General features: G+C 68.8%; 17 protein-coding genes. 9 read left to right on the plus strand and 8 right to left on the minus strand.

Going from position 1 to position 17,250, the window contains the following annotated elements; all coding sequences use genetic code 11:
- Positions 1–41: 41 nt before the first annotated feature.
- Entirely contained in the window at positions 42–1,091 is a 1,050-nt protein-coding gene (gene murB / locus ACV22W_RS19095; RefSeq protein WP_448021025.1) for a UDP-N-acetylmuramate dehydrogenase, read from the minus strand.
- A 136-nt stretch (positions 1,092–1,227) separates the two neighbouring features.
- On the opposite strand from murB, the gene ACV22W_RS19100 reads away from it, so the two are divergent.
- The gene (locus ACV22W_RS19100; protein ID WP_006762345.1) at positions 1,228–1,713 is read left to right on the plus strand and encodes a YajQ family cyclic di-GMP-binding protein; all 486 of its coding nucleotides are present in this window, start codon (positions 1,228–1,230) and stop codon (positions 1,711–1,713) included.
- 94 nt (positions 1,714–1,807) lie between these two features.
- Here ACV22W_RS19100 and plsY read toward each other — a convergent pair whose 3' ends face one another.
- Both plsY and ybaK read right to left on the minus strand, forming a co-directional pair.
- The gene (plsY, locus tag ACV22W_RS19105) at positions 1,808–2,446 is read right to left on the minus strand and encodes a glycerol-3-phosphate 1-O-acyltransferase PlsY (RefSeq protein WP_059465644.1); all 639 of its coding nucleotides are present in this window, start codon (positions 2,444–2,446) and stop codon (positions 1,808–1,810) included.
- Between the two features lie 182 nt (positions 2,447–2,628).
- The gene (gene ybaK, locus ACV22W_RS19110; protein ID WP_059527812.1) at positions 2,629–3,120 is read right to left on the minus strand and encodes a Cys-tRNA(Pro) deacylase; all 492 of its coding nucleotides are present in this window, start codon (positions 3,118–3,120) and stop codon (positions 2,629–2,631) included.
- Between the two features lie 279 nt (positions 3,121–3,399).
- Between ybaK and ACV22W_RS19115 the strand changes: the two genes are divergently transcribed.
- Positions 3,400–4,962 (plus strand): class I adenylate-forming enzyme family protein, encoded by a 1,563-nt coding sequence (locus ACV22W_RS19115; RefSeq protein WP_448021027.1) that lies wholly within the window; start codon positions 3,400–3,402, stop codon positions 4,960–4,962.
- A gap of 46 nt (positions 4,963–5,008) precedes the next feature.
- Here the strand turns inward: ACV22W_RS19115 and xerD are convergent, their stop codons facing one another.
- The 3 genes from xerD to queG form a co-directional block, all read right to left on the minus strand.
- On the minus strand, positions 5,009–5,977 hold the full coding sequence (gene xerD / locus ACV22W_RS19120) for a site-specific tyrosine recombinase XerD (RefSeq protein WP_448021028.1): 969 nt from the start codon (positions 5,975–5,977) through the stop codon (positions 5,009–5,011).
- Positions 5,977–6,444, minus strand: a complete 468-nt coding sequence (locus ACV22W_RS19125; RefSeq protein WP_448021029.1) for a methylated-DNA--[protein]-cysteine S-methyltransferase — start codon at positions 6,442–6,444, stop codon at positions 5,977–5,979. The genes xerD and ACV22W_RS19125 overlap by 1 nt, the downstream gene beginning before the upstream one ends.
- Before the next feature lie 63 nt (positions 6,445–6,507).
- Complete coding sequence (queG, locus tag ACV22W_RS19130; RefSeq protein ID WP_448021031.1) at positions 6,508–7,743, minus strand: tRNA epoxyqueuosine(34) reductase QueG; 1,236 nt, start codon at positions 7,741–7,743, stop codon at positions 6,508–6,510.
- 17 nt (positions 7,744–7,760) lie between these two features.
- On the opposite strand from queG, the gene tsaE reads away from it, so the two are divergent.
- Positions 7,761–8,312, plus strand: coding sequence for a tRNA (adenosine(37)-N6)-threonylcarbamoyltransferase complex ATPase subunit type 1 TsaE (tsaE, locus tag ACV22W_RS19135; protein ID WP_448021032.1), 552 nt, complete (start codon positions 7,761–7,763; stop codon positions 8,310–8,312).
- A complete protein-coding gene (locus ACV22W_RS19140; RefSeq protein ID WP_448021033.1) occupies positions 8,294–9,820 on the plus strand; it encodes an N-acetylmuramoyl-L-alanine amidase in 1,527 nt (508 codons plus the stop codon). The genes tsaE and ACV22W_RS19140 overlap by 19 nt, the downstream gene beginning before the upstream one ends.
- Positions 9,821–9,865: 45 nt before the next feature.
- Here the strand turns inward: ACV22W_RS19140 and ACV22W_RS19145 are convergent, their stop codons facing one another.
- Positions 9,866–10,744, minus strand: a complete 879-nt coding sequence (locus ACV22W_RS19145) for an EamA family transporter (protein WP_448021238.1) — start codon at positions 10,742–10,744, stop codon at positions 9,866–9,868.
- A 246-nt stretch (positions 10,745–10,990) separates the two neighbouring features.
- On the opposite strand from ACV22W_RS19145, the gene ACV22W_RS19150 reads away from it, so the two are divergent.
- Together ACV22W_RS19150 and trxA are read left to right on the plus strand one after the other, a co-directional pair.
- Positions 10,991–11,872, plus strand: a complete 882-nt coding sequence (locus ACV22W_RS19150) for a pirin family protein (RefSeq protein WP_448021034.1) — start codon at positions 10,991–10,993, stop codon at positions 11,870–11,872.
- Between the two features lie 52 nt (positions 11,873–11,924).
- Positions 11,925–12,773, plus strand: a complete 849-nt coding sequence (gene trxA / locus ACV22W_RS19155) for a thioredoxin (RefSeq protein ID WP_448021035.1) — start codon at positions 11,925–11,927, stop codon at positions 12,771–12,773.
- Between the two features lie 103 nt (positions 12,774–12,876).
- Here trxA and tcdA read toward each other — a convergent pair whose 3' ends face one another.
- Positions 12,877–13,734, minus strand: a complete 858-nt coding sequence (gene tcdA, locus ACV22W_RS19160) for a tRNA cyclic N6-threonylcarbamoyladenosine(37) synthase TcdA (protein WP_448021037.1) — start codon at positions 13,732–13,734, stop codon at positions 12,877–12,879.
- A 128-nt stretch (positions 13,735–13,862) separates the two neighbouring features.
- Here tcdA and pdxH point away from each other — a divergent pair, with 128 nt between their 5' ends.
- The 3 genes from pdxH (at position 13,863) to ACV22W_RS19175 (ending at position 17,201) form a co-directional block, all read left to right on the plus strand.
- Entirely contained in the window at positions 13,863–14,507 is a 645-nt protein-coding gene (gene pdxH / locus ACV22W_RS19165; RefSeq protein ID WP_059527840.1) for a pyridoxamine 5'-phosphate oxidase, read from the plus strand.
- Positions 14,508–14,637: 130 nt separating this feature from the next.
- On the plus strand, positions 14,638–15,858 hold the full coding sequence (locus ACV22W_RS19170; protein WP_448021039.1) for a class I SAM-dependent methyltransferase: 1,221 nt from the start codon (positions 14,638–14,640) through the stop codon (positions 15,856–15,858).
- Positions 15,859–15,881: 23 nt separating this feature from the next.
- Positions 15,882–17,201 (plus strand): DUF72 domain-containing protein, encoded by a 1,320-nt coding sequence (locus ACV22W_RS19175; RefSeq protein ID WP_448021040.1) that lies wholly within the window; start codon positions 15,882–15,884, stop codon positions 17,199–17,201.
- Positions 17,202–17,250 lie beyond the last annotated feature (49 nt).

A 17,250-nucleotide genomic window follows, 5' to 3' on the forward strand; every position in this document is an offset into this window, starting at 1 on the left:
CGGGGCGAGAGCGAATGAAATGCGCGGGACGAAGCGCCGCGTTACAGGCACACCGGCTCGGGTTCGAGCTCGACGCCGAACCGCTCGCGCACGTCGTCCTGGATCGCGCGCGCCAGCGCGAGGACCTCGGCCCCAGTCGCGCCGCCGCGATTCACCAGCACGAGCGCCTGTCGGTCGTGCACGGCCGCCGCGCCGAGCGCGCGCCCCTTCCAGCCGCAGCGGTCGATCAGCCAGCCGGCCGCGAGCTTCACCTGCCCGTCCGGCTGCGGATACGACACCACCTCCGGCGCGCGCGCGCGCAGCGCGTCGAACTGCGCGGCGTCGATCACCGGATTCTTGAAGAAACTGCCCGCGTTGCCGAGCTCGAGCGGATCGGGCAGCTTCGCACGGCGGATCGCGACGACCGCGTCGAACACATCGCGCGGCGTTGCCGCGTCCGGCGCAATGCCGCGCGCGTCGAGCTCGCGCGTGACATCAGCGTAGCCGAGCCGCGGCGTCCAGCGCTTGGGCAGCCGGAACGTCACCGCCACGATTGCGAAGCGGCCGCGCCCTTCCCGCTTGAAGAAGCTGTCGCGATAGCCGAACGCGCAGCGCGCGGCGTCGAAGCGCTCGCTGCGCCCCGTCGCGAGCTCGACGGCGACCAGAGAGTCGAAATACGTCTTCATCTCGAGGCCGTACGCGCCGATGTTCTGGATCGGCGCGGCGCCGACGGTGCCCGGGATCAGCGCAAGGTTCTCGAGGCCAGGCATCCCGTGCTCGAGCGTCCACGCGACGAACGCGTGCCAGATCTCGCCGCCGCCGGCCTCGACGTACCATGCGTCGTCGTCCTCGCGCACGACGCGGCGGCCGGCGATCTCGTCGAGCAGCACGACGCCGTCGAAATCGCGCGTGAACACGACGTTGCTGCCGCCGCCGAGCACGAGCTGCGGCAGCGACGCGACGCGCGGGTCGCGGTGCAGCGCCTCGAACTGCGCCGCCTGCGTGATGCGCGCGGCAAAGCGCGCCTTCGCGGCGATGCCGAACGTATTGTGCGCGGCAAGCGGATGGTCGGGGAGCAGCGACAGGGCGGAATCGTCAGGAGGCATCGGCATTCGCGGTCACGTCCGCCGGGCGGGCTCACGGCCGGCCTTGGGCAAACGGAGGGGCATCGGTAAAATGGCAAACAGTCCGCAATTATAGCGAGTGCCCGCGCGCAAGCCTGGCGCCCGCATCTCAAGGGAGAATGCCATGCCATCGTTCGACGTCGTTTCCGAAGCGAACATGATCGAAGTGAAGAACGCCATCGAGCAGTCGAACAAGGAAATTTCGACGCGCTTCGACTTCAAGGGCTCCGACGCGCGCGTCGAGCAGAAGGAGCGCGAGCTGACGCTGTTCGCCGACGACGATTTCAAGCTCGGCCAGGTCAAGGACGTGCTGATCAACAAGCTCGCGAAGCGCAACGTCGACGTGCGCTTCCTCGACTACGGCAAGGTCGAGAAGATCGGCGGCGACAAGGTCAAGCAGATCGTCACCGTGAAGAAGGGCGTGACGGGCGACCTCGCGAAGAAGATCGTCAGGCTCGTGAAAGACAGCAAGATCAAGGTGCAGGCGAGCATCCAGGGCGACGCGGTGCGTGTGGCCGGCACGAAGCGCGACGATCTGCAGAGCGTGATCGCGATGCTGCGCAAGGACGTGACCGACACCCCGCTCGACTTCAACAACTTCCGCGACTGATCGACGCGGTCGGCCGCGCAGTCAACCCGTCACGCCGCGCCGCCGGGCCCCGCATGCTGGGCGCCCCGGCGGACGGCAACAGCCACCCTCTTCCTCAGGCCTTCCCGCCGTCCTGCGCGCCGCCGTCGGACGCGGCCTTCTTCTTGTCGCCGATCCGGCTTTCCTGCCCCGCCAGCAGCTTCGAGATGTTGCCGCGGTGACGCCACACGAGCAGCACGCTCATCGCGAGCACGGCCCACGCGACCGGGTTGTGGCCGGTGCCGAACAGGAACACGTCGAACACCGGCGCGAACACGGCCGCCACCAGCGCCGCGAGCGACGAATAGCGGAAGAAGAACGCGACGATCAGCCAGGTCAGCGCGGTCGCCAGGCCGAGCACCGGATGCACGGCGAGCAGCACGCCGGCCGCGGTCGCGACGCCCTTGCCGCCCTGAAAGCGGAAGAACACCGGATACAGGTGGCCGAGGAACACGGCGATCGCGACCCACGCGACGGCGACGTCGGACAGCCCGAAGTGCCGCGCGAGCCAGACGGCGAGCCAGCCCTTGAACGCGTCGCCGACGAGCGTCAGGATCGCGGCCTTCTTGTTGCCGCTGCGCAGCACATTGGTCGCGCCGGGATTCTTCGACCCGTACGAACGGGGATCGGCCAGGCCCATCGCGGCGCTGACGACGACGGCAAACGACACCGAACCGATCAGGTAGGCAACAAGTGCGGCGAGCAGGATCTGCATGCGGAGAACTCTTCTTTCAACGTATCGGTGAAGGGGCGGCCGGGCACGGCATGCCGGCCGGTTGCGGCGGGCGCCGTCGCGGCGAACCGCCGGCAGGCCGTGGCGGCCGGCCGTACGGGCCGACCGGCCGAAACGGCGCCCATTCTACCGAACGAGCACGGCCTGCCACGAAGGTGAAACCCTCAGTCGACGCTCGCGCACTGCACGGGCGTCGCGCCGAGCAGCGTCGTGAGCACCGTCGGCGCGAGGCTGACGAGATAGCCGCGGCGGCCGCCGTTCAGGTAAATCGTCGGCAATTCGAGGATGGTCGACTCGACGTACACGGGCATCGTCTTGCGCGTGCCGAACGGCGACGTACCGCCGACCAGATAGCCGGAATGGCGGTTCGCGACGTCGGGCTTGCACGGCTCGACACGCTTCGCGCCGATCTGCCGCGCGAGGTTCTTGGTCGACACCGTGCGGTCGCCGTGCATCAGCACGATCAGCGGCTTCGCGTGCTCGTCCTCCATCACGAGCGTCTTCACGACGCTGTGTTCGTCGACGCCGAGCTGGCGCGCCGACTCGCCGGTGCCGCCGTGCTCGACGTAATCGTACGGATGCTCGCCGAAGGCGACGCCGTGGCGGCGCAGCAGCTGGGTCGCGGGTGTCTCGGACACGTGTCTGGATTTGCTCATGGCGGCATTTTAATGGCGAACGACCGGCGGGCGGGCGTCAGCACACGATCGCACCGTCCCGTGTTCGGGGCGGCATGCCGCGCACCGGCGGTATACTCGCGGCCCTTTTGCACCGGTGTCCCGGGCGAGCACCCGTCGCCGCGGCGCGCCCGTCCATCATCATTGCGCACATCGCGAAGTGCTATTGCCCGATTGGCCGATTGTGGCGCGCCCGCCGTCATGGCACGATCGTTCGCAAAACTTGCCGCGCCGCCGCCCGGCCCTTCTTCTGGAGACGCCATGTCCTCGCCTGTCCGTTCATCCGCGCCGCTCGACGTGCCGGCATTGCTCGCCGCGTTGCCCGAGCGCATCGCCGACGTGCCCGCCCGCTGGGCCGCTCAAGCGCCCGCGCATCCGGCGCTGATCGAGGACGCGCGCCGCCTGTCGTACGGCGAGCTGTCGCGAGCGGTCGATGCGGCCGCCGAGCGGCTCGCGCGCCTCGGCGTGCATGGCGGCGATCGCGTGATGATCGTCGCGGAAAACAGCATCGCGCAGATCGTGCTGCTGCTCGCGGCGGCGCGCGTCGACGCATGGGCGCTCGTGTCGAACGCGCGGCTGTCGGCCGGCGAACTCGATGCGATCGCCGCGCATGCGCGGCCGAAGCTGATCGCATTCGCGACGGAGGCATCGCCCGATGCGCGCGCACACGCGGCGCGCCACGACGCGACGCCGGCCGACGCGCTGCCGGTCGACATCGGCGCGTGGTCGTACCACGTCGACCCGAGCGCGCCCGACGAACCGGTAGCGGCCGATGGCGCCGCGCAATGCGCGGCGCTGATCTACACGACCGGCACGACGGGTACGCCGAAAGGCGTGATGCTGTCGCACCGCAACCTGCTGTTCGTCGCGGCGACGTCGAGCGCGCTGCGCCACGTGTCGCCGGACGACCTCGTCTACACGGTGCTGCCCGTGTCGCACGTGTACGGGCTCGCGTCGGTTTGCCTCGGCAGCCTGTACGCGGGGGCGACGCTGCGGCTCGCGCCGCGCTTCTCGCCGGAGGCCGTGCGCGTGGCGCTCGCCGACGAAGGCGTGACGATCTTCCAGGGCGTGCCCGCGATGCACGCGAAGCTGCTCGAGCACCTGCACACGCACGCGCACGCGTGGCACGCGCCGCGGCTGCGTTTCGCGTATTCGGGCGGCTCGCCGCTCGACGCCGATCTGAAGGCGCGCGTCGAGCACGTGTACGGCGTGCCGCTGCACAACGGCTACGGAATGACCGAGAGCAGCCCGACGATCACGCAGACGCCGCTCGACGCACCGCGTGCCGACTGCTCGGTCGGCATGCCGATCCCGGGCGTCGAGATGCGGATCGTCGCACCGGACGGCGCCGACGTGCCGCAGGGCGAAGTGGGGGAAATCCGTGTGCGCGGGCCGAACGTGATGCTCGGCTACTACCGCAACGCGGATGCCACACGCGCGGCCGTGTCGCCCGACGGCTGGCTGAGCACCGGCGATCTCGCGCGCCAGGAAGCCGACGGCTCGGTGACGATCGCGGGCCGCAGCAAGGAGCTGATCATCCGCTCGGGCTTCAACGTGTATCCCGTCGAAGTCGAACAGGTGCTGAACGCGCACCCGGACGTCGTGCAGGCGGCCGTCGTCGGCCGCGCGGTCGAGGGCAACGAGGAAGTGCTCGCATTCGTCGAGCTGGTGCCGGGCGCGACCGCGACCGAGGCCACGCTGCAGGCGTGGTGCGCGGAACGGCTCGCGCCTTACAAGCGCCCCGCGCGCATCCGCGTGCTCGATGCGCTGCCCGCCGCATCGACGGGCAAGGTGCTGAAGCACAAGCTGCGCGAATTCGCGTGACGCGCGGGCGCGGGCTGCATCCCGCGTGTGGCCGGTGCGCGCCGCGCTAGCCGCGCGGGTGGTGCTGCGCGTGCAGCGTCTTCAGCCGCTCGCGCGCGACGTGCGTGTAGATCTGCGTGGTCGAGATGTCGCTGTGGCCGAGCAGCAACTGCACGACGCGCAGGTCGGCGCCGTGGTTCAGCAGGTGCGTCGCGAATGCGTGCCGCAGCGTGTGCGGCGACAGGTGCGCGCGCACGTCGGCCTGCTGCGCGTGGCGCTTGATGATGTTCCAGAACTGCTGGCGCGTCATCCCGTCGCCGCGTCCGGTCACGAACAGCGCGTCGGCCGCGCGCGCGCCGAGCAGCGCGGGCCGCGCGTCGCGCAGGTAGCGCTCGATCCAGCCGTGCGCGACTTCGCCGAACGGCACGAGCCGTTCCTTCGAACCCTTGCCCATCACCCGCACGACGCCCTCGTTGAGCCCGACCTCGACGGTCTTCAGCGTGACGAGTTCGCTCACGCGCAGCCCGCTCGCGTACATCAGCTCCAGCATCGTGCGATCGCGCAGGCCGAGCGGCGTGCCGATGTCGGGCGCGCCGAGCAGCGCTTCGACCTGCGCCTCGGACAGCGTCGACGGAAACCGCGCGGCCTGTTTCGCCGACGTGATCCGCAGCGTCGGGTCCGCGCTCGCGCGATGCTCGCGCACGGCCCAGCCGTAATAGCGACGGAACACCGACAACCGCCGGTTCGACGACGTCGCCTTGCCGTCGCTGCGCGCGGCAATGTAGCCGGTCACCATCGCTTCGTCGACCGAGTCGAGCGACGCGTCGTGCGTCGCGGCCAGCCAGTGCGAAAACAGCATCAGATCGCGGCGGTACGCATCGAGCGTGTTGCGCGCGAGCCCGTGTTCGAGCCACAGCGCGTCGCAGAACACGTCGATCGACGCGCGGCTCGCGAGCAGCGCGGGCGATGCCGCGGCCTCGTTGCCATCGGCGTGGGGCGCGGGGTCGGGATCGGGGAAAAGCAAGGGTTCACTCATCAGTACGGCACGCCTTCGTGCGCCAGCAGCCAGCGCTTCACTTTCTGGTAATAGCCATTGTCGTCGTGGTTCGCGAAGCCGCCGAGGCCGCCTGCCGCCACGACACGATGGCACGGAATCACGAGCGGGAAATAGTTCGCGCCGCACGCCTGGCCGACCGCGCGCGGCGCGCTGCCGATCCGCTTCGCGACCTGCCCGTAGGTCAGCACCATGCCGGGCGGAATGTCGCTGATCACGTTCCATACGCGATGCTGGAACGCACTGCCGACGTCGGCAAGCGGCAGGTCGAAACGCGCCGACGCGCGCTCGAAATAACGTTCGATCTGCTTGACCGCGCGCTGCGCGAGCGGCGAGTCCGGATCGACCGATTTGACCGACTCGGGCAGATAGACGATCTCGCGCACCACCGCGGCATCGGTGCGAATGCCGACCTTGCCGAACGGTGCGTCGATGACTGCGTTGAACATGAGCTTCTCCTCACCGGTGAAACGCGCGGCGCCGCCGCGCGCCGACGACACTTTACGCCGCCTTCATGCGGCACGCAGCGCCCATTCGACATGCTCGCGCACGATCGGCGACGGATCGTCGGCCCGTGCACGCAACGCGGCGACGATCGCGTCGCGCGCATCGGGCGCGAGCCGACCGGCCGGTGCCCGCAACGCATTGCCGAGCCCGACCGCGAGATTGCGCAGCCAGCTTTCGTATCCGATGCGCCGGATCGCACTGCCCTGCATGCGCGTGTCGAACGCGTCGGCATCCCAGCCGAACAGCTCGACGAGCGTTGCGCGGTCGAGCCCGTGCCGCACGTCGAAATCGGCGACGGGCGCGGCCTGCGCGAACTTGTTCCACGGGCACACGAGCTGGCAGTCGTCGCAGCCATAAACGCGGTTGCCGATCATCGGCCGCAGCGGCTCCGGAATGCTGCCTTTCAGTTCGATCGTCAGGTAGGAGATGCAACGGCGCGCGTCGACGCGGTACGGTTCGACGATCGCGCCGGTCGGGCACGCGCCGATGCAACGCGTGCAACTGCCGCAGTGCGCGCCGGGCGTCTCGGGCGCGACGTCGGGCGCGGTTTGCGCGTCGGTCGGCAACGGCACGTCGACGTAGATCTCGCCGAGGAAGAACAGCGAACCCGCGTCGCGCTGCAGCAACAACGTGTGCTTGCCGCGCCAGCCGACGCCGGCCTTCTGCGCGAGTTCGACCTCGAGCACCGGCGCCGAATCGGTGAACACGCGGTAGCCGAATGCGCCGATCTCGCGCTCGATGCGCTCCGCGAGCGTCTGTAGCCGGTTGCGCAGCACCTTGTGATAGTCGCGGCCGCGCGCATAGATCGAGACGACGGCCGCCTGCGGATCGTCGAGACGCGCGCGCTCGCGTGCGCGCCAGTCGTGCGGCACGAGCGCGCCGGATGGCGCGTCGGGTGCGTCGGAGGCGAGCGTTTCGGCCGGCAGATAGGCGAGTCGTGCCGAGATCACGCGTCGCGTACCGGCCACAAGTTCGGCCGGCCGCGCGCGTTTCATCCCGTGTTTCGCCATATAATCCATTTCGCCGTGGTACCCGGCTTCCAGCCAGGCGGCGAGGCCTGCTTCGGCATCCGAGAGATCGGTATCGCTGATGCCGATCGCCCCGAAACCCAATTCGCGCCCCCACGCCCTGATGCGAGCGGCGAGCGCTGTCAACGTCGCATCATCGAGCGCGCACGGCGTCGCGCCTTCGGCACGTGTCGAAGGACTGTCGGATGCGGCGAGTTCCGGTAATCGGTTCATCGCACTATTTTACGAGAATGCCAGCCACGTCCCATACGCCTCATGCCGACACGCTGCCCGTCCCGCTCGCGGAGCGCGTGATCGCACTCGCCGACGAAGCGGCGACCGAGGCCTTCGGCACCCGCTTCGCGCACGCGCTCGACGCGGCACGCAGCGAACTCTCCCATGCACACGCGTTCAACGGGCTGCAGATCCAGCTGATCGGCGACCTCGGCGCGGGCAAAACGACCCTCGTGCGCGCGATCCTGCGCGGCCTCGGCCACCCGGGGCGCGTGCGCAGCCCGACCTACACGCTCGTCGAACCGTACGCATTCGCACGCGACGATGGGGAACTTGAGGTCTATCACTTCGATCTGTATCGATTCAACGATCCGGCCGAATGGTCCGACGCCGGCTTTCGCGAATATTTCAATTCCAGCGCGATCTGCCTCGTCGAATGGCCGCAACAGGCGGGCACCCTGCTCGGCGTGCCCGATCTGGTTTTCTCGCTCGACGTGGATGGCGACGGCCGCGCCCTCACCGTCCGGGCGTTCAGCGCTTCAGGAAAGGCATGTCTCGAAAGATGTTGATCAAACCGTTCCGCTCGATCGAATCGGCGGCCATCGCGACGCACAACTGGCGGCGCCGTCAGATCCTGCGCGCGGGCGCGTCGACGCTGGTGCTCGGTCTCGCCGCGCCGCGGCTCGCGCACGCATCGTCGGTGCTCGGCGTGCGCGTGTGGCCCGCGCGCGATTACACCCGCGTCACGATCGAATCCGACCAGCCGCTGCAGAATAGCCAACAGCTGTTGCAGGGTCCCGACCGGCTCGTCGTCGACCTGAACGGGCTCGATCTCGACCAGGCGCTGCGCGACCTCGTGTCGAAGATCGCGCCGAACGACCCGCAGATCCAGTCGGTGCGCGTCGGCCAGTATCAACCGCACGTCGTGCGGATGGTGTTCGACCTGAAAGGCTCGGTGAAGCCGCAGGTGTTCACGCTGCCGCCAGTCGGGACCTACAAGTACCGGCTCGTGTTCGACCTGTATCCGGCAGTCGCGCCCGATCCGCTGACCGACCTGATCGCGCAGACGGAACGCAAGGAACAGGCGCTCAACGACAGCGCGCGCGCGCAGCAGGTGCAGCCGCCGACCGCGCTCGCGGGCCCCGCCGCGCCGCCGGCCGCCGCGGGCGACAACAGCGACGCATTCTTCCAGCGCTTCGCGCAGAACACGCCGGCCACCCCGCGCACGCCGCCGGCCGCCGCGACGCCTTCCGCGCCCGCGAAGCCGGCCGTCAAGCCGCCGCCCGTCATCGCACGCCGCGACGACAGCGAAGACGACGGCGACACCTACAAGTTCACCGCGCCGAAATCGGGCAAGGGCGGCACCGTGCGCCTGCTGACGGTCGCGATCGATCCGGGACACGGCGGTGAGGATCCGGGCGCGATCGGCGGCGGTGGCACGTACGAGAAACACATCGCGCTCGACATCGCGAAGAAGCTGCGCGCGAAGATCGACGGCGCGCCGAACATGCGCGCGATGATGACGCGCGACGCGGATTTCTTCGTGCCGCTGAACGTGCGCGTACAGAAGGCGCGCCGCGTCGGCGCCGACCTGTTCGTGTCGATCCACGCGGATGCATTCACGACACCGTCGGCGCGCGGCTCGTCGGTGTTCGCGCTGTCCGATCACGGCGCGTCGAGCGCCGCGGCACGCTGGCTCGCGAACAAGGAGAACTCGTCCGACCTGATCGGCGGCATCAACATCAAGACACAGGACGCGGCAGTCAGCCGCGCGCTGTTCGACATGTCGACGACCGCGCAGATCCGCGATTCGCTGCGCTACGGCAACTACGTGCTGAAGGAGGTGGGCGGCATCAACAAGCTGCACAAGGGCTCGGTCGAGCAGGCCGGGTTCGCGGTGCTGAAGGCGCCCGACATTCCGTCGATCCTCGTCGAGACCGCGTTCATCAGCAACCCTGACGAAGAACGCCGGCTCAACGACGACAGCTATCGCGACGAGATGGCTGACGCGATCTTCCGCGGCATCAAGCGTTACTTCGCCGCGAATCCGCCGCTCGCGAAGAGCCGGATGGCCTGACCGGCCGCCCTTCCCCGCCGCCGGCACGCGCTGCGTGCCGGCGCGTCACGACGCCGCGAAGCGGCGCACCAGCTTTTCGCCGAACACGTTCACCGCGAGCCCGCCCATCACGAGCGCGGCGCCGATCAGCTGCGCGTCCGTCAGATGCTCGTCGAGCAACAGCGCCGACGACGCCAGCCCGACGACCGGCACCAGCAGCGAGAACTGCGCGACCTGCGCGGCCGGATAGCGCGACATCAGGCGGCTCCACAGGCCGTAGCCGACGAGCGTCGCGACGAACGCGAGATAGACGACCGCGAAGATCGACGCGCCGTCGAGCCCGGCCAGCGCGGCCCCGATCCGCTGCGGCCCCTCGAACCAGAGCGACAGCAGGAAGAACGGCACGGGCGGCACGAGGCTCGCCCACACGACGAGCGACACCAGATTGGCCTTGCCGACCTTCTTCGTGACGATATTGCCGAACGCCCACATCGCGGCCGAGCAGATGGTCAGCAGGAAGCCTGCGAGCGTCATCGCGCGGCCGCCCTGCGCCGCGATCACTACGAGCCCGCCCGCGGCGATCGCGAGCCCGATCAGGTTCTGCACGCGCAACCGCTCGCCGAGGAACAGCATCGCGAACACGAGCGTGAAGAATGCCTGCGACTGCAGCACGAGCGACGCGAGGCCGGCCGGCATGCCGACGTACATGCCGGTGAACAGGAACACGAACTGGCCGAGCTGGATCGTCGCGCCGTACAGGATCAGCATCCGCCACGGAATCTGCGGCCGGCGCACGAAGAACACCGCGGGCACCGCCGCGAGCGTGAAGCGCAGTGCGCCGAGCAGCATCGGCGGCATGCCGTGCAGGCCGACCTTGATCACGACGAAGTTCACGCCCCACGCCAGGATCACGACCAGCGCGAGCAGCAAGTCCTTCGGGGCCATCATCGGCGTCTCCTCAATTGTCGGATGGTTTCCTGAAGCCGATCAGTCTACCGAATTTCGCCGTGCGGCCCGATACCCGCGCGGCGCGCATGGAATCGGCGATGGGCGACGACATGGCGACCGCACGACGCGTGCCCGCACGTCCGCATCGCGGGGGAAACATTCCGCCCGCGCCCCGCCACGCGCGCCGCCACCGCGCCGCCAGTACAATGACCGGCATTCCAGCCGTTGCCCACGAGGCCCGCCATGACCGATTCGATCAAAGCCCTGCTCAAGCCGCATGTTCGCGACATCGGCAACCTGCAGGTGCGCCGCATGCTGCCCGCGCTTGCCGCGCGCCTCGTCGGTCCGTTCATCTTCTTCGATCACATGGGGCCCGCGACGCTGCCGGCCGGCACCGGGCTCGACGTGCGCCCGCACCCGCACATCGGACTCGCCACCGTCACCTATCTGTTCGACGGCGCGATCCTGCACCGCGACAGCCTCGGATCGCTGCAGGAGATCGTGCCGGGCGACGTGAACTGGATGACGGCCGGTCGCGGCATCGTCCATTCGGAGCGCACGCCCGACGCTCAACGCGCGAGCGGCCATACGGTGCACGGGATCCAGACCTGGGTCGCGCTGCCCGTCGCCCACGAGACCACCGAGCCATCGTTCGAGCACCATGCGGCCGACACGCTGCCCAAGCGCGACGAGAACGGCGTGTCGCTGACGGTGATCGCCGGCGACGCGTTCGGCCTGCGCTCGCCCGTTACGACGTTCTCGCGCACGCTGTACGTGGCCGCCGAATTCGCGGCCGGCGGCCGCCTCGAACTCGACGCGTCGCACGAGGAGCGCGCGGTCTACGTGGTCGACGGCGACCTCACGATCGACGGCACGACGGTGCCGGCCGAACAGATGGCCGTGCTCGCGCCCGGCGCCACCGTCACGCTCGCGAGCGGCGGCGGCGCACGCGCGATGCTGCTGGGCGGCGCGAAGATCGACGGCGAGCGCTTCATCGAATGGAACTTCGTCGCCAGCAGCCGCGACGCGATCGAGCGCGCGAAACAGGCGTGGACGAACCAGGAAATGGGCAAGGTGCCTGGCGAAACCGAGTGGATTCCGCTGCCCGAATCGAAGCCGCGTTGAAAAAGGGGCAAGCTGCCCCCATCCTGACGACATTCGAACGGAAGAGAACGACATGGACACCACGCTTGCCACTTTCGAGAAAGACGTCATCGAGGCGTCGCTGGACACGCCCGTGCTGGTCGACTTCTGGGCGCCGTGGTGCGGGCCCTGCAAGACGCTCGGTCCGCTGCTCGAAAAGCTCGAAGCCGACTACGAAGGCCGCTGGAAGCTCGTGAAGGTGAACGTCGACGAGAACCAGGAACTCGCCGCGCACTTCCAGACGCGCAGCATCCCGCACGTGATCGCGTTCGCCGACGGGCGTCCCGTCGACCAGTTCATCGGCGTGCTGCCGGAAGGCCAGTTGCGCGCGTTCCTCGACCGGCTGCTGCCGGCGCCCGACGAAGCCGAGCGCCGCGCCGCGCAATACGCGATCGCCGAATCACGCTACGACGATGCGCTGACCCACCTCGAAGCGGCGCTCGCGCTGAACCCCGGCTTCGACGACGCGCGGCTCGACCTGATCGAACTGCTCCTCGCGAACAACCAGGTGGACGCCGCGCGCGCCGAGGCCGAGCGCCTGTCGCCGCAGACGATACAGAGCGGCGATCCGCGCTACCAGGCGATCAAGACCCGTTTCGATGCGCTCGACGCGACGGCCGACCTGCCGCCGACCGACGCGCTCGAAGCGCGCATCGCGGCGAATCCCGCCGATCTCGACGCACGCTTCGACCTCGCGCAAAGCCTGATCGCGCGACGCGCATACGAAGGCGCGCTCGAGCAGTTGCTGGAAATCGTGTTGCACGACCGCGCGTATGGCGACGACCTCGGCCGCCGCACGATGATCTCGGTGTTCGAGCTGGCGGGCGATCGCCCTGAACTCGTCGCCGCATGGCGGCGCAAGCTGAGCATGGCGCTCAACTGACGAACGACCGGCCGGGTCGCGATGGCCTGGCCGAATCGCCTTGTCGCGGCATGGCGGATCTGCCGCGCCGCGACATTCTTCTGCGCGTCGACCTGCTCGCCGATCAGTCCGCGGCGCGCGCCGCGATCGCCCGCAGCGCATGCGCGGCGGCCGCGAAGCCGAAGCTCGCGGTCACGCATACGCTCGAACCGAACCCCGCGCAGTTGAGTCCCGCGACATGCGCGGCGGCGGACGGCTCCGCGCCGTCCTCGATGTCGCATGCGGCTGCTTCCGGATAGATCAGCGGCTCGTCCGAATACACGGCGCTCACCTTGAAACGCGCCTTCGGCCCGCGCGGAAAGCCGTGCTGCTTGCGCAACTGCGCGCGCACCTTCGACAGCAGCGGATCCTGGATCGTCAGCGCGAGATCGTCGATGCGGATGCGCGTCGGGTCGAGCTGCCCGCCCGCGCCGCCGACCGTGACGAGCGGCTGCCCTTTTGCGACGCACCATGCGATCAGCGCGACCTTCGTGCGCACGCTGTCGATCGCGTCGACCACGTAGTCGAAGCCGCCGCCGAGCAGCGCGTCGAAGTTGTCGGGTTCCGCGAAATCCTCGATCCGGTTCACCCGGCACGCGGGATCGATCAGCGCGATCCGCTCGGCCATCGCGTCGACCTTCGGCTTGCCGAAATTGCCGTCGAGCGCATGGATCTGCCGGTTCGTATTGCTTTCCGCGACGTTGTCGAGGTCGATCAGCGTCAGCGTGCCGATCGCGCTGCGCGCGAGCGCCTCGGCCGTCCACGACCCGACGCCGCCGATGCCGATCACGGCGACGTGCGCGCGTTCGAATGCGGCGAGCGCGGGGGCGCCGTACAAGCGCGCGATGCCGCCGAAGCGGCGCTCGCGATCCACGTCAAGCTGGATTGTCGGGCTCGGGGTAAGATCAGAGGAACTGTGCGGGGCAGTGTCGGCAGCGGACATGGCAGCAAGGAAAACGTAAGTCGTGCAGCCCTCTATTTTGCCTGAACTCCCCGCCGACACGCGTCCCTGTGCACGCACGATTCTCGCGCGTTCGCTATACTGGCCCCAGATTGAAGCGTTTGCATAACATGACGACTCTCGCCGATCTCCGCATCAATTATTCGCGTGCTTCGCTCGACGAAGCCGATGCCGCCCCCAACCCTTTCGCCCAGTTCGATCGCTGGTTCAAGGAGGCGCTCGCCGCCAAGCTCCCCGAGCCCAACACGATGACGCTCGCCACCGTCGGCGACGACGGCCGGCCGTCGGCCCGAATCGTGCTCATCAAGGGTGTCGACGAACGCGGGTTCGTCTTCTTTACCAATTACGAAAGCCGCAAGGGCCGCGATCTCGCCGCCAATCCGCATGCGGCGCTGCTGTTCTACTGGATCGAGCTCGAGCGCCAAGTGCGCATCGAAGGGCGGATCGAGAAAACCAGCGCCGACGAAAGCGACCGCTATTTCGCGTCGCGTCCGCTCGGTTCGCGCATCGGCGCGTGGGCGTCCGAGCAGAGTGCCGTGATCGACAGCCGCGCGACGCTCGAAGCGCGCGAAAAAGCCGTGACCGAACGCTACGGCGAGAACCCGCCGCGCCCGCCGCACTGGGGCGGTTACCGCGTCGTGCCCGACGCGATCGAGTTCTGGCAGGGCCGCCCGTCGCGGCTGCACGACCGCCTGCTCTATACGCGCGACGCCGCGGCAGGGTCGGGCTGGACGATCTCGCGCCTGTCGCCGTAAGCACGGCTACCGCGGTGCCGGCGCGCGCCGGCCGTGTCTCGTGTTGCATCCGGGCGCCCACGTCGCAAGGCATGGGCGCCGGTCAAGATACTTGGCTGTATTCGATTCAACGAACAAACGGAGAATCCAAATGTTCTGGGAAAAGAAGCTGGCACAGTGGGCGGACGAAGTACGGGCGAAAGCGAACATACCGGCGCGACTCGTGCTGTGGAACGGCGATCAACTCGATTTCGGCACCTTCAGCGCGCCGCAGGTCACGCTGAAGGTCAACAGCGCGTCGGCGTTGCCGCTGCTGCTCGAACCGAGCCTCGACAATCTCGGCGAGGCGTACGTGAAGGGCAAGATCGACATCGAGGGCAGGCTGTCGGACATCATCAACATCAGCTACTCGCTCGCTCGCAGCACGGTCACCAGCGCAAGCAAGCTCGCGCGCGTGAAGCGCTACTTCAATCACACGAAAAACACCGACAGGAAGGCGATCCAGTATCACTATGACGTCTCGAACGCGTTCTACCAGCTGTGGCTGGACGAGAACATGGTGTACTCGTGCGCGTACTTCGAGAACGGCGACGAGGATCTCGCGACCGCACAGATCAAGAAGATCGACCATATCCTGACGAAGATCCGGCTGGAGCCCGGCCAGCGCCTGCTCGACATCGGCTGCGGCTGGGGCGCGCTCGTGCTGCGCGCCGCGCAGAAGTTCGGCGCGACGTGCCTGGGCGTGACGCTGTCGCAGAACCAGTTCGATCTCGCGACGGCGCGCGTGAAAGCCGCCGGGCTCGAGGACAAGATCGAGATCCGCCTGCAGGACTACCGCGAGATCGAGGGACAGTTCGACCGCATCACGAGCGTCGGGATGTTCGAGCACGTCGGCCGCAAGAACCTGCCGCTCTATTTCTCGCGCGTGCACGATCTGCTCACCGACGACGGCATCGCGATGAACCACGGGATCACGTCGACCGACGCGGAAAGCGGTGAAACGGCGCTCGGCGGCGGCGAATTCATCGACCGCTACGTGTTCCCGGACGGCGAGCTGCCGCACATCAGCCTCGCACTCGAAGCGGCGCAGCGCGGCGGGCTCGAGGCGATTGACGTCGAAAGCCTGCGGCGGCACTATGCGCGCACGCTCGAGATCTGGACCGAAAACTTCGAGGCGAAGGCGGAAGAGGCGCGCACGCTCGTCGACGACGAAAAATTCCGCATCTGGCGCGTGTATCTCGCCGGTTGCGCGTATGCGTTCGAGCACGACGACGTGTCGATCTTCCAGATCGTGTGCCGCAAGGCCGGACGCAGCGCAAAAACGCTGCCGTGGTCGCGGCGCTACATGTACGAACACACGCTGCCGCGCTAGGCGGCACTTCACGCTGGGCATGCATGGGTGACGGGAGGACGCGGCGCAGCACGCCGCCGCAACGACAGCAGCGCGACGAACCGGACGAGTCGCACGCCGACGGGCAGTTCGACCTGTTCGGCGCGTCGCCGGACGACGCGCGCGCGGCCGCGCCTGCGGACGACGATAACCCTCCAGATGCCGGCGATCGCGTGACGCCTGGCGAACACGACACGGCGCGACCGGCAAAGTCGCCTGCGCGCGCCGGCCGTGCATCGCCCCGCCTTCCCGTCGACGAGGAACCGGAACCGTCGCCTGCTTCCGGCTTGCTGTGGGACGAACCGTCGCCGCCGGCCACGCCCGCGAAGAAGGGCCGGCGCCGGCGCGGCGTGCCGCCCGCACCGGTTTCCGCGGAAGTCGCCGACGCGGCGGCCGCCCTGCCGCCGAACGTGCGGCTCGGCACGTCGTCGTGGTATTTCCCCGGCTGGGACGGCATCGTCTACGACGGCGATTTCGCGCAGACGAAGCTGTCTCGCGAGGGGCTCGAGGCGTACGGCGCACATCCGCTGCTGAAGAGCGTGAGCCTCGACCGGTCGTTCTACGGGCCGCTGTCGGTGGCCGACTACCTGCGCTACGCGCAACAGGTGCCGGACGACTTCCGCTTCGTCGTGAAGGCGCCGGCGTCCGTCACCGATGCGGTCGTGCGCGGCCGGCGCGGCGAGCCGTCGGGCCCGAATCCGACCTTTCTCGACGCGCAGCTCGCCACTCGCGAATTCGTGCAGCCGTGCCTCGAAGGGCTCGGCAGGAAGGCCGGCGTGCTGGTGTTCCAGTTTTCTCCAATGCCCGATCAACTGCTCGCCGAACCGGCCGCGCTGATCGACCGGCTGTCGGCGTTCTTCGCGGCGCTGCCGACGCTGCCGCCGGACGCCGACGGCACGCGCTACGCGATCGAGATCCGCGACGCCAGCCTGCTCACGCCGCGCTTCATCCGCGCGCTCGCGGCGCTCGGCGTGCGCTACTGCGTCGGCCTGCATGCGCGAATGCCCGACCCGCTGCGCCAGGCGGCCGCGCTCGCGCTGCTCGACGGCGATGCGCCGGGCCCGCTGATCGTGCGCTGGAGCCTGCATGGCGGCTTCAAGTACGAACAGGCAAAAGCAAAATACGAGCCGTTCGACAAGCTCGTCGACGAAGATCCGGCCACGCGCTCGGCGCTCGCCGAACTGGCCGCGCGCTACGCGCTGGCCGGACAGCCCGTGATCATCACGATCAACAACAAGGCGGAAGGCTCCGCGCCGCTGTCGTGCCTCGCGCTCGCGCGCGAGATCGCCGCCGCGTGCGCGCACTGGCGCAGCGAGGCGGCGTAAGCATCGCGGGTGCGGGCGCCGTTTGTGCGCCGGCGAACCGCACCGGCGA

Source organism: Burkholderia sp. AW49-1 (assembly GCF_053427845.1).

Excerpts from the sequence above, each read along its gene's own strand:
- queG (WP_448021031.1), bottom strand. The coding sequence starts at position 7,743 with ATGAACCGATTACCGGAACTCGCCGCATCCGACAGTCCTTCGACACGT.
- ACV22W_RS19140 (WP_448021033.1), top strand. The coding sequence starts at position 8,294 with ATGTCTCGAAAGATGTTGATCAAACCGTTCCGCTCGATCGAATCGGCG.
- ACV22W_RS19145 (WP_448021238.1), bottom strand. The coding sequence starts at position 10,744 with ATGGCCCCGAAGGACTTGCTGCTCGCGCTGGTCGTGATCCTGGCGTGG.
- ACV22W_RS19125 (WP_448021029.1), bottom strand. The coding sequence starts at position 6,444 with ATGTTCAACGCAGTCATCGACGCACCGTTCGGCAAGGTCGGCATTCGC.
- trxA (WP_448021035.1), top strand. The coding sequence starts at position 11,925 with ATGGACACCACGCTTGCCACTTTCGAGAAAGACGTCATCGAGGCGTCG.
- ACV22W_RS19100 (WP_006762345.1), top strand. The coding sequence starts at position 1,228 with ATGCCATCGTTCGACGTCGTTTCCGAAGCGAACATGATCGAAGTGAAG.
- xerD (WP_448021028.1), bottom strand. The coding sequence starts at position 5,977 with ATGAGTGAACCCTTGCTTTTCCCCGATCCCGACCCCGCGCCCCACGCC.
- tsaE (WP_448021032.1), top strand. The coding sequence starts at position 7,761 with ATGCCAGCCACGTCCCATACGCCTCATGCCGACACGCTGCCCGTCCCG.
- tcdA (WP_448021037.1), bottom strand. The coding sequence starts at position 13,734 with ATGTCCGCTGCCGACACTGCCCCGCACAGTTCCTCTGATCTTACCCCG.
- ACV22W_RS19175 (WP_448021040.1), top strand. The coding sequence starts at position 15,882 with ATGGGTGACGGGAGGACGCGGCGCAGCACGCCGCCGCAACGACAGCAG.
- ACV22W_RS19150 (WP_448021034.1), top strand. The coding sequence starts at position 10,991 with ATGACCGATTCGATCAAAGCCCTGCTCAAGCCGCATGTTCGCGACATC.
- ACV22W_RS19170 (WP_448021039.1), top strand. The coding sequence starts at position 14,638 with ATGTTCTGGGAAAAGAAGCTGGCACAGTGGGCGGACGAAGTACGGGCG.
- plsY (WP_059465644.1), bottom strand. The coding sequence starts at position 2,446 with ATGCAGATCCTGCTCGCCGCACTTGTTGCCTACCTGATCGGTTCGGTG.
- murB (WP_448021025.1), bottom strand. The coding sequence starts at position 1,091 with ATGCCGATGCCTCCTGACGATTCCGCCCTGTCGCTGCTCCCCGACCAT.
- ACV22W_RS19115 (WP_448021027.1), top strand. The coding sequence starts at position 3,400 with ATGTCCTCGCCTGTCCGTTCATCCGCGCCGCTCGACGTGCCGGCATTG.
- ybaK (WP_059527812.1), bottom strand. The coding sequence starts at position 3,120 with ATGAGCAAATCCAGACACGTGTCCGAGACACCCGCGACCCAGCTGCTG.
- pdxH (WP_059527840.1), top strand. The coding sequence starts at position 13,863 with ATGACGACTCTCGCCGATCTCCGCATCAATTATTCGCGTGCTTCGCTC.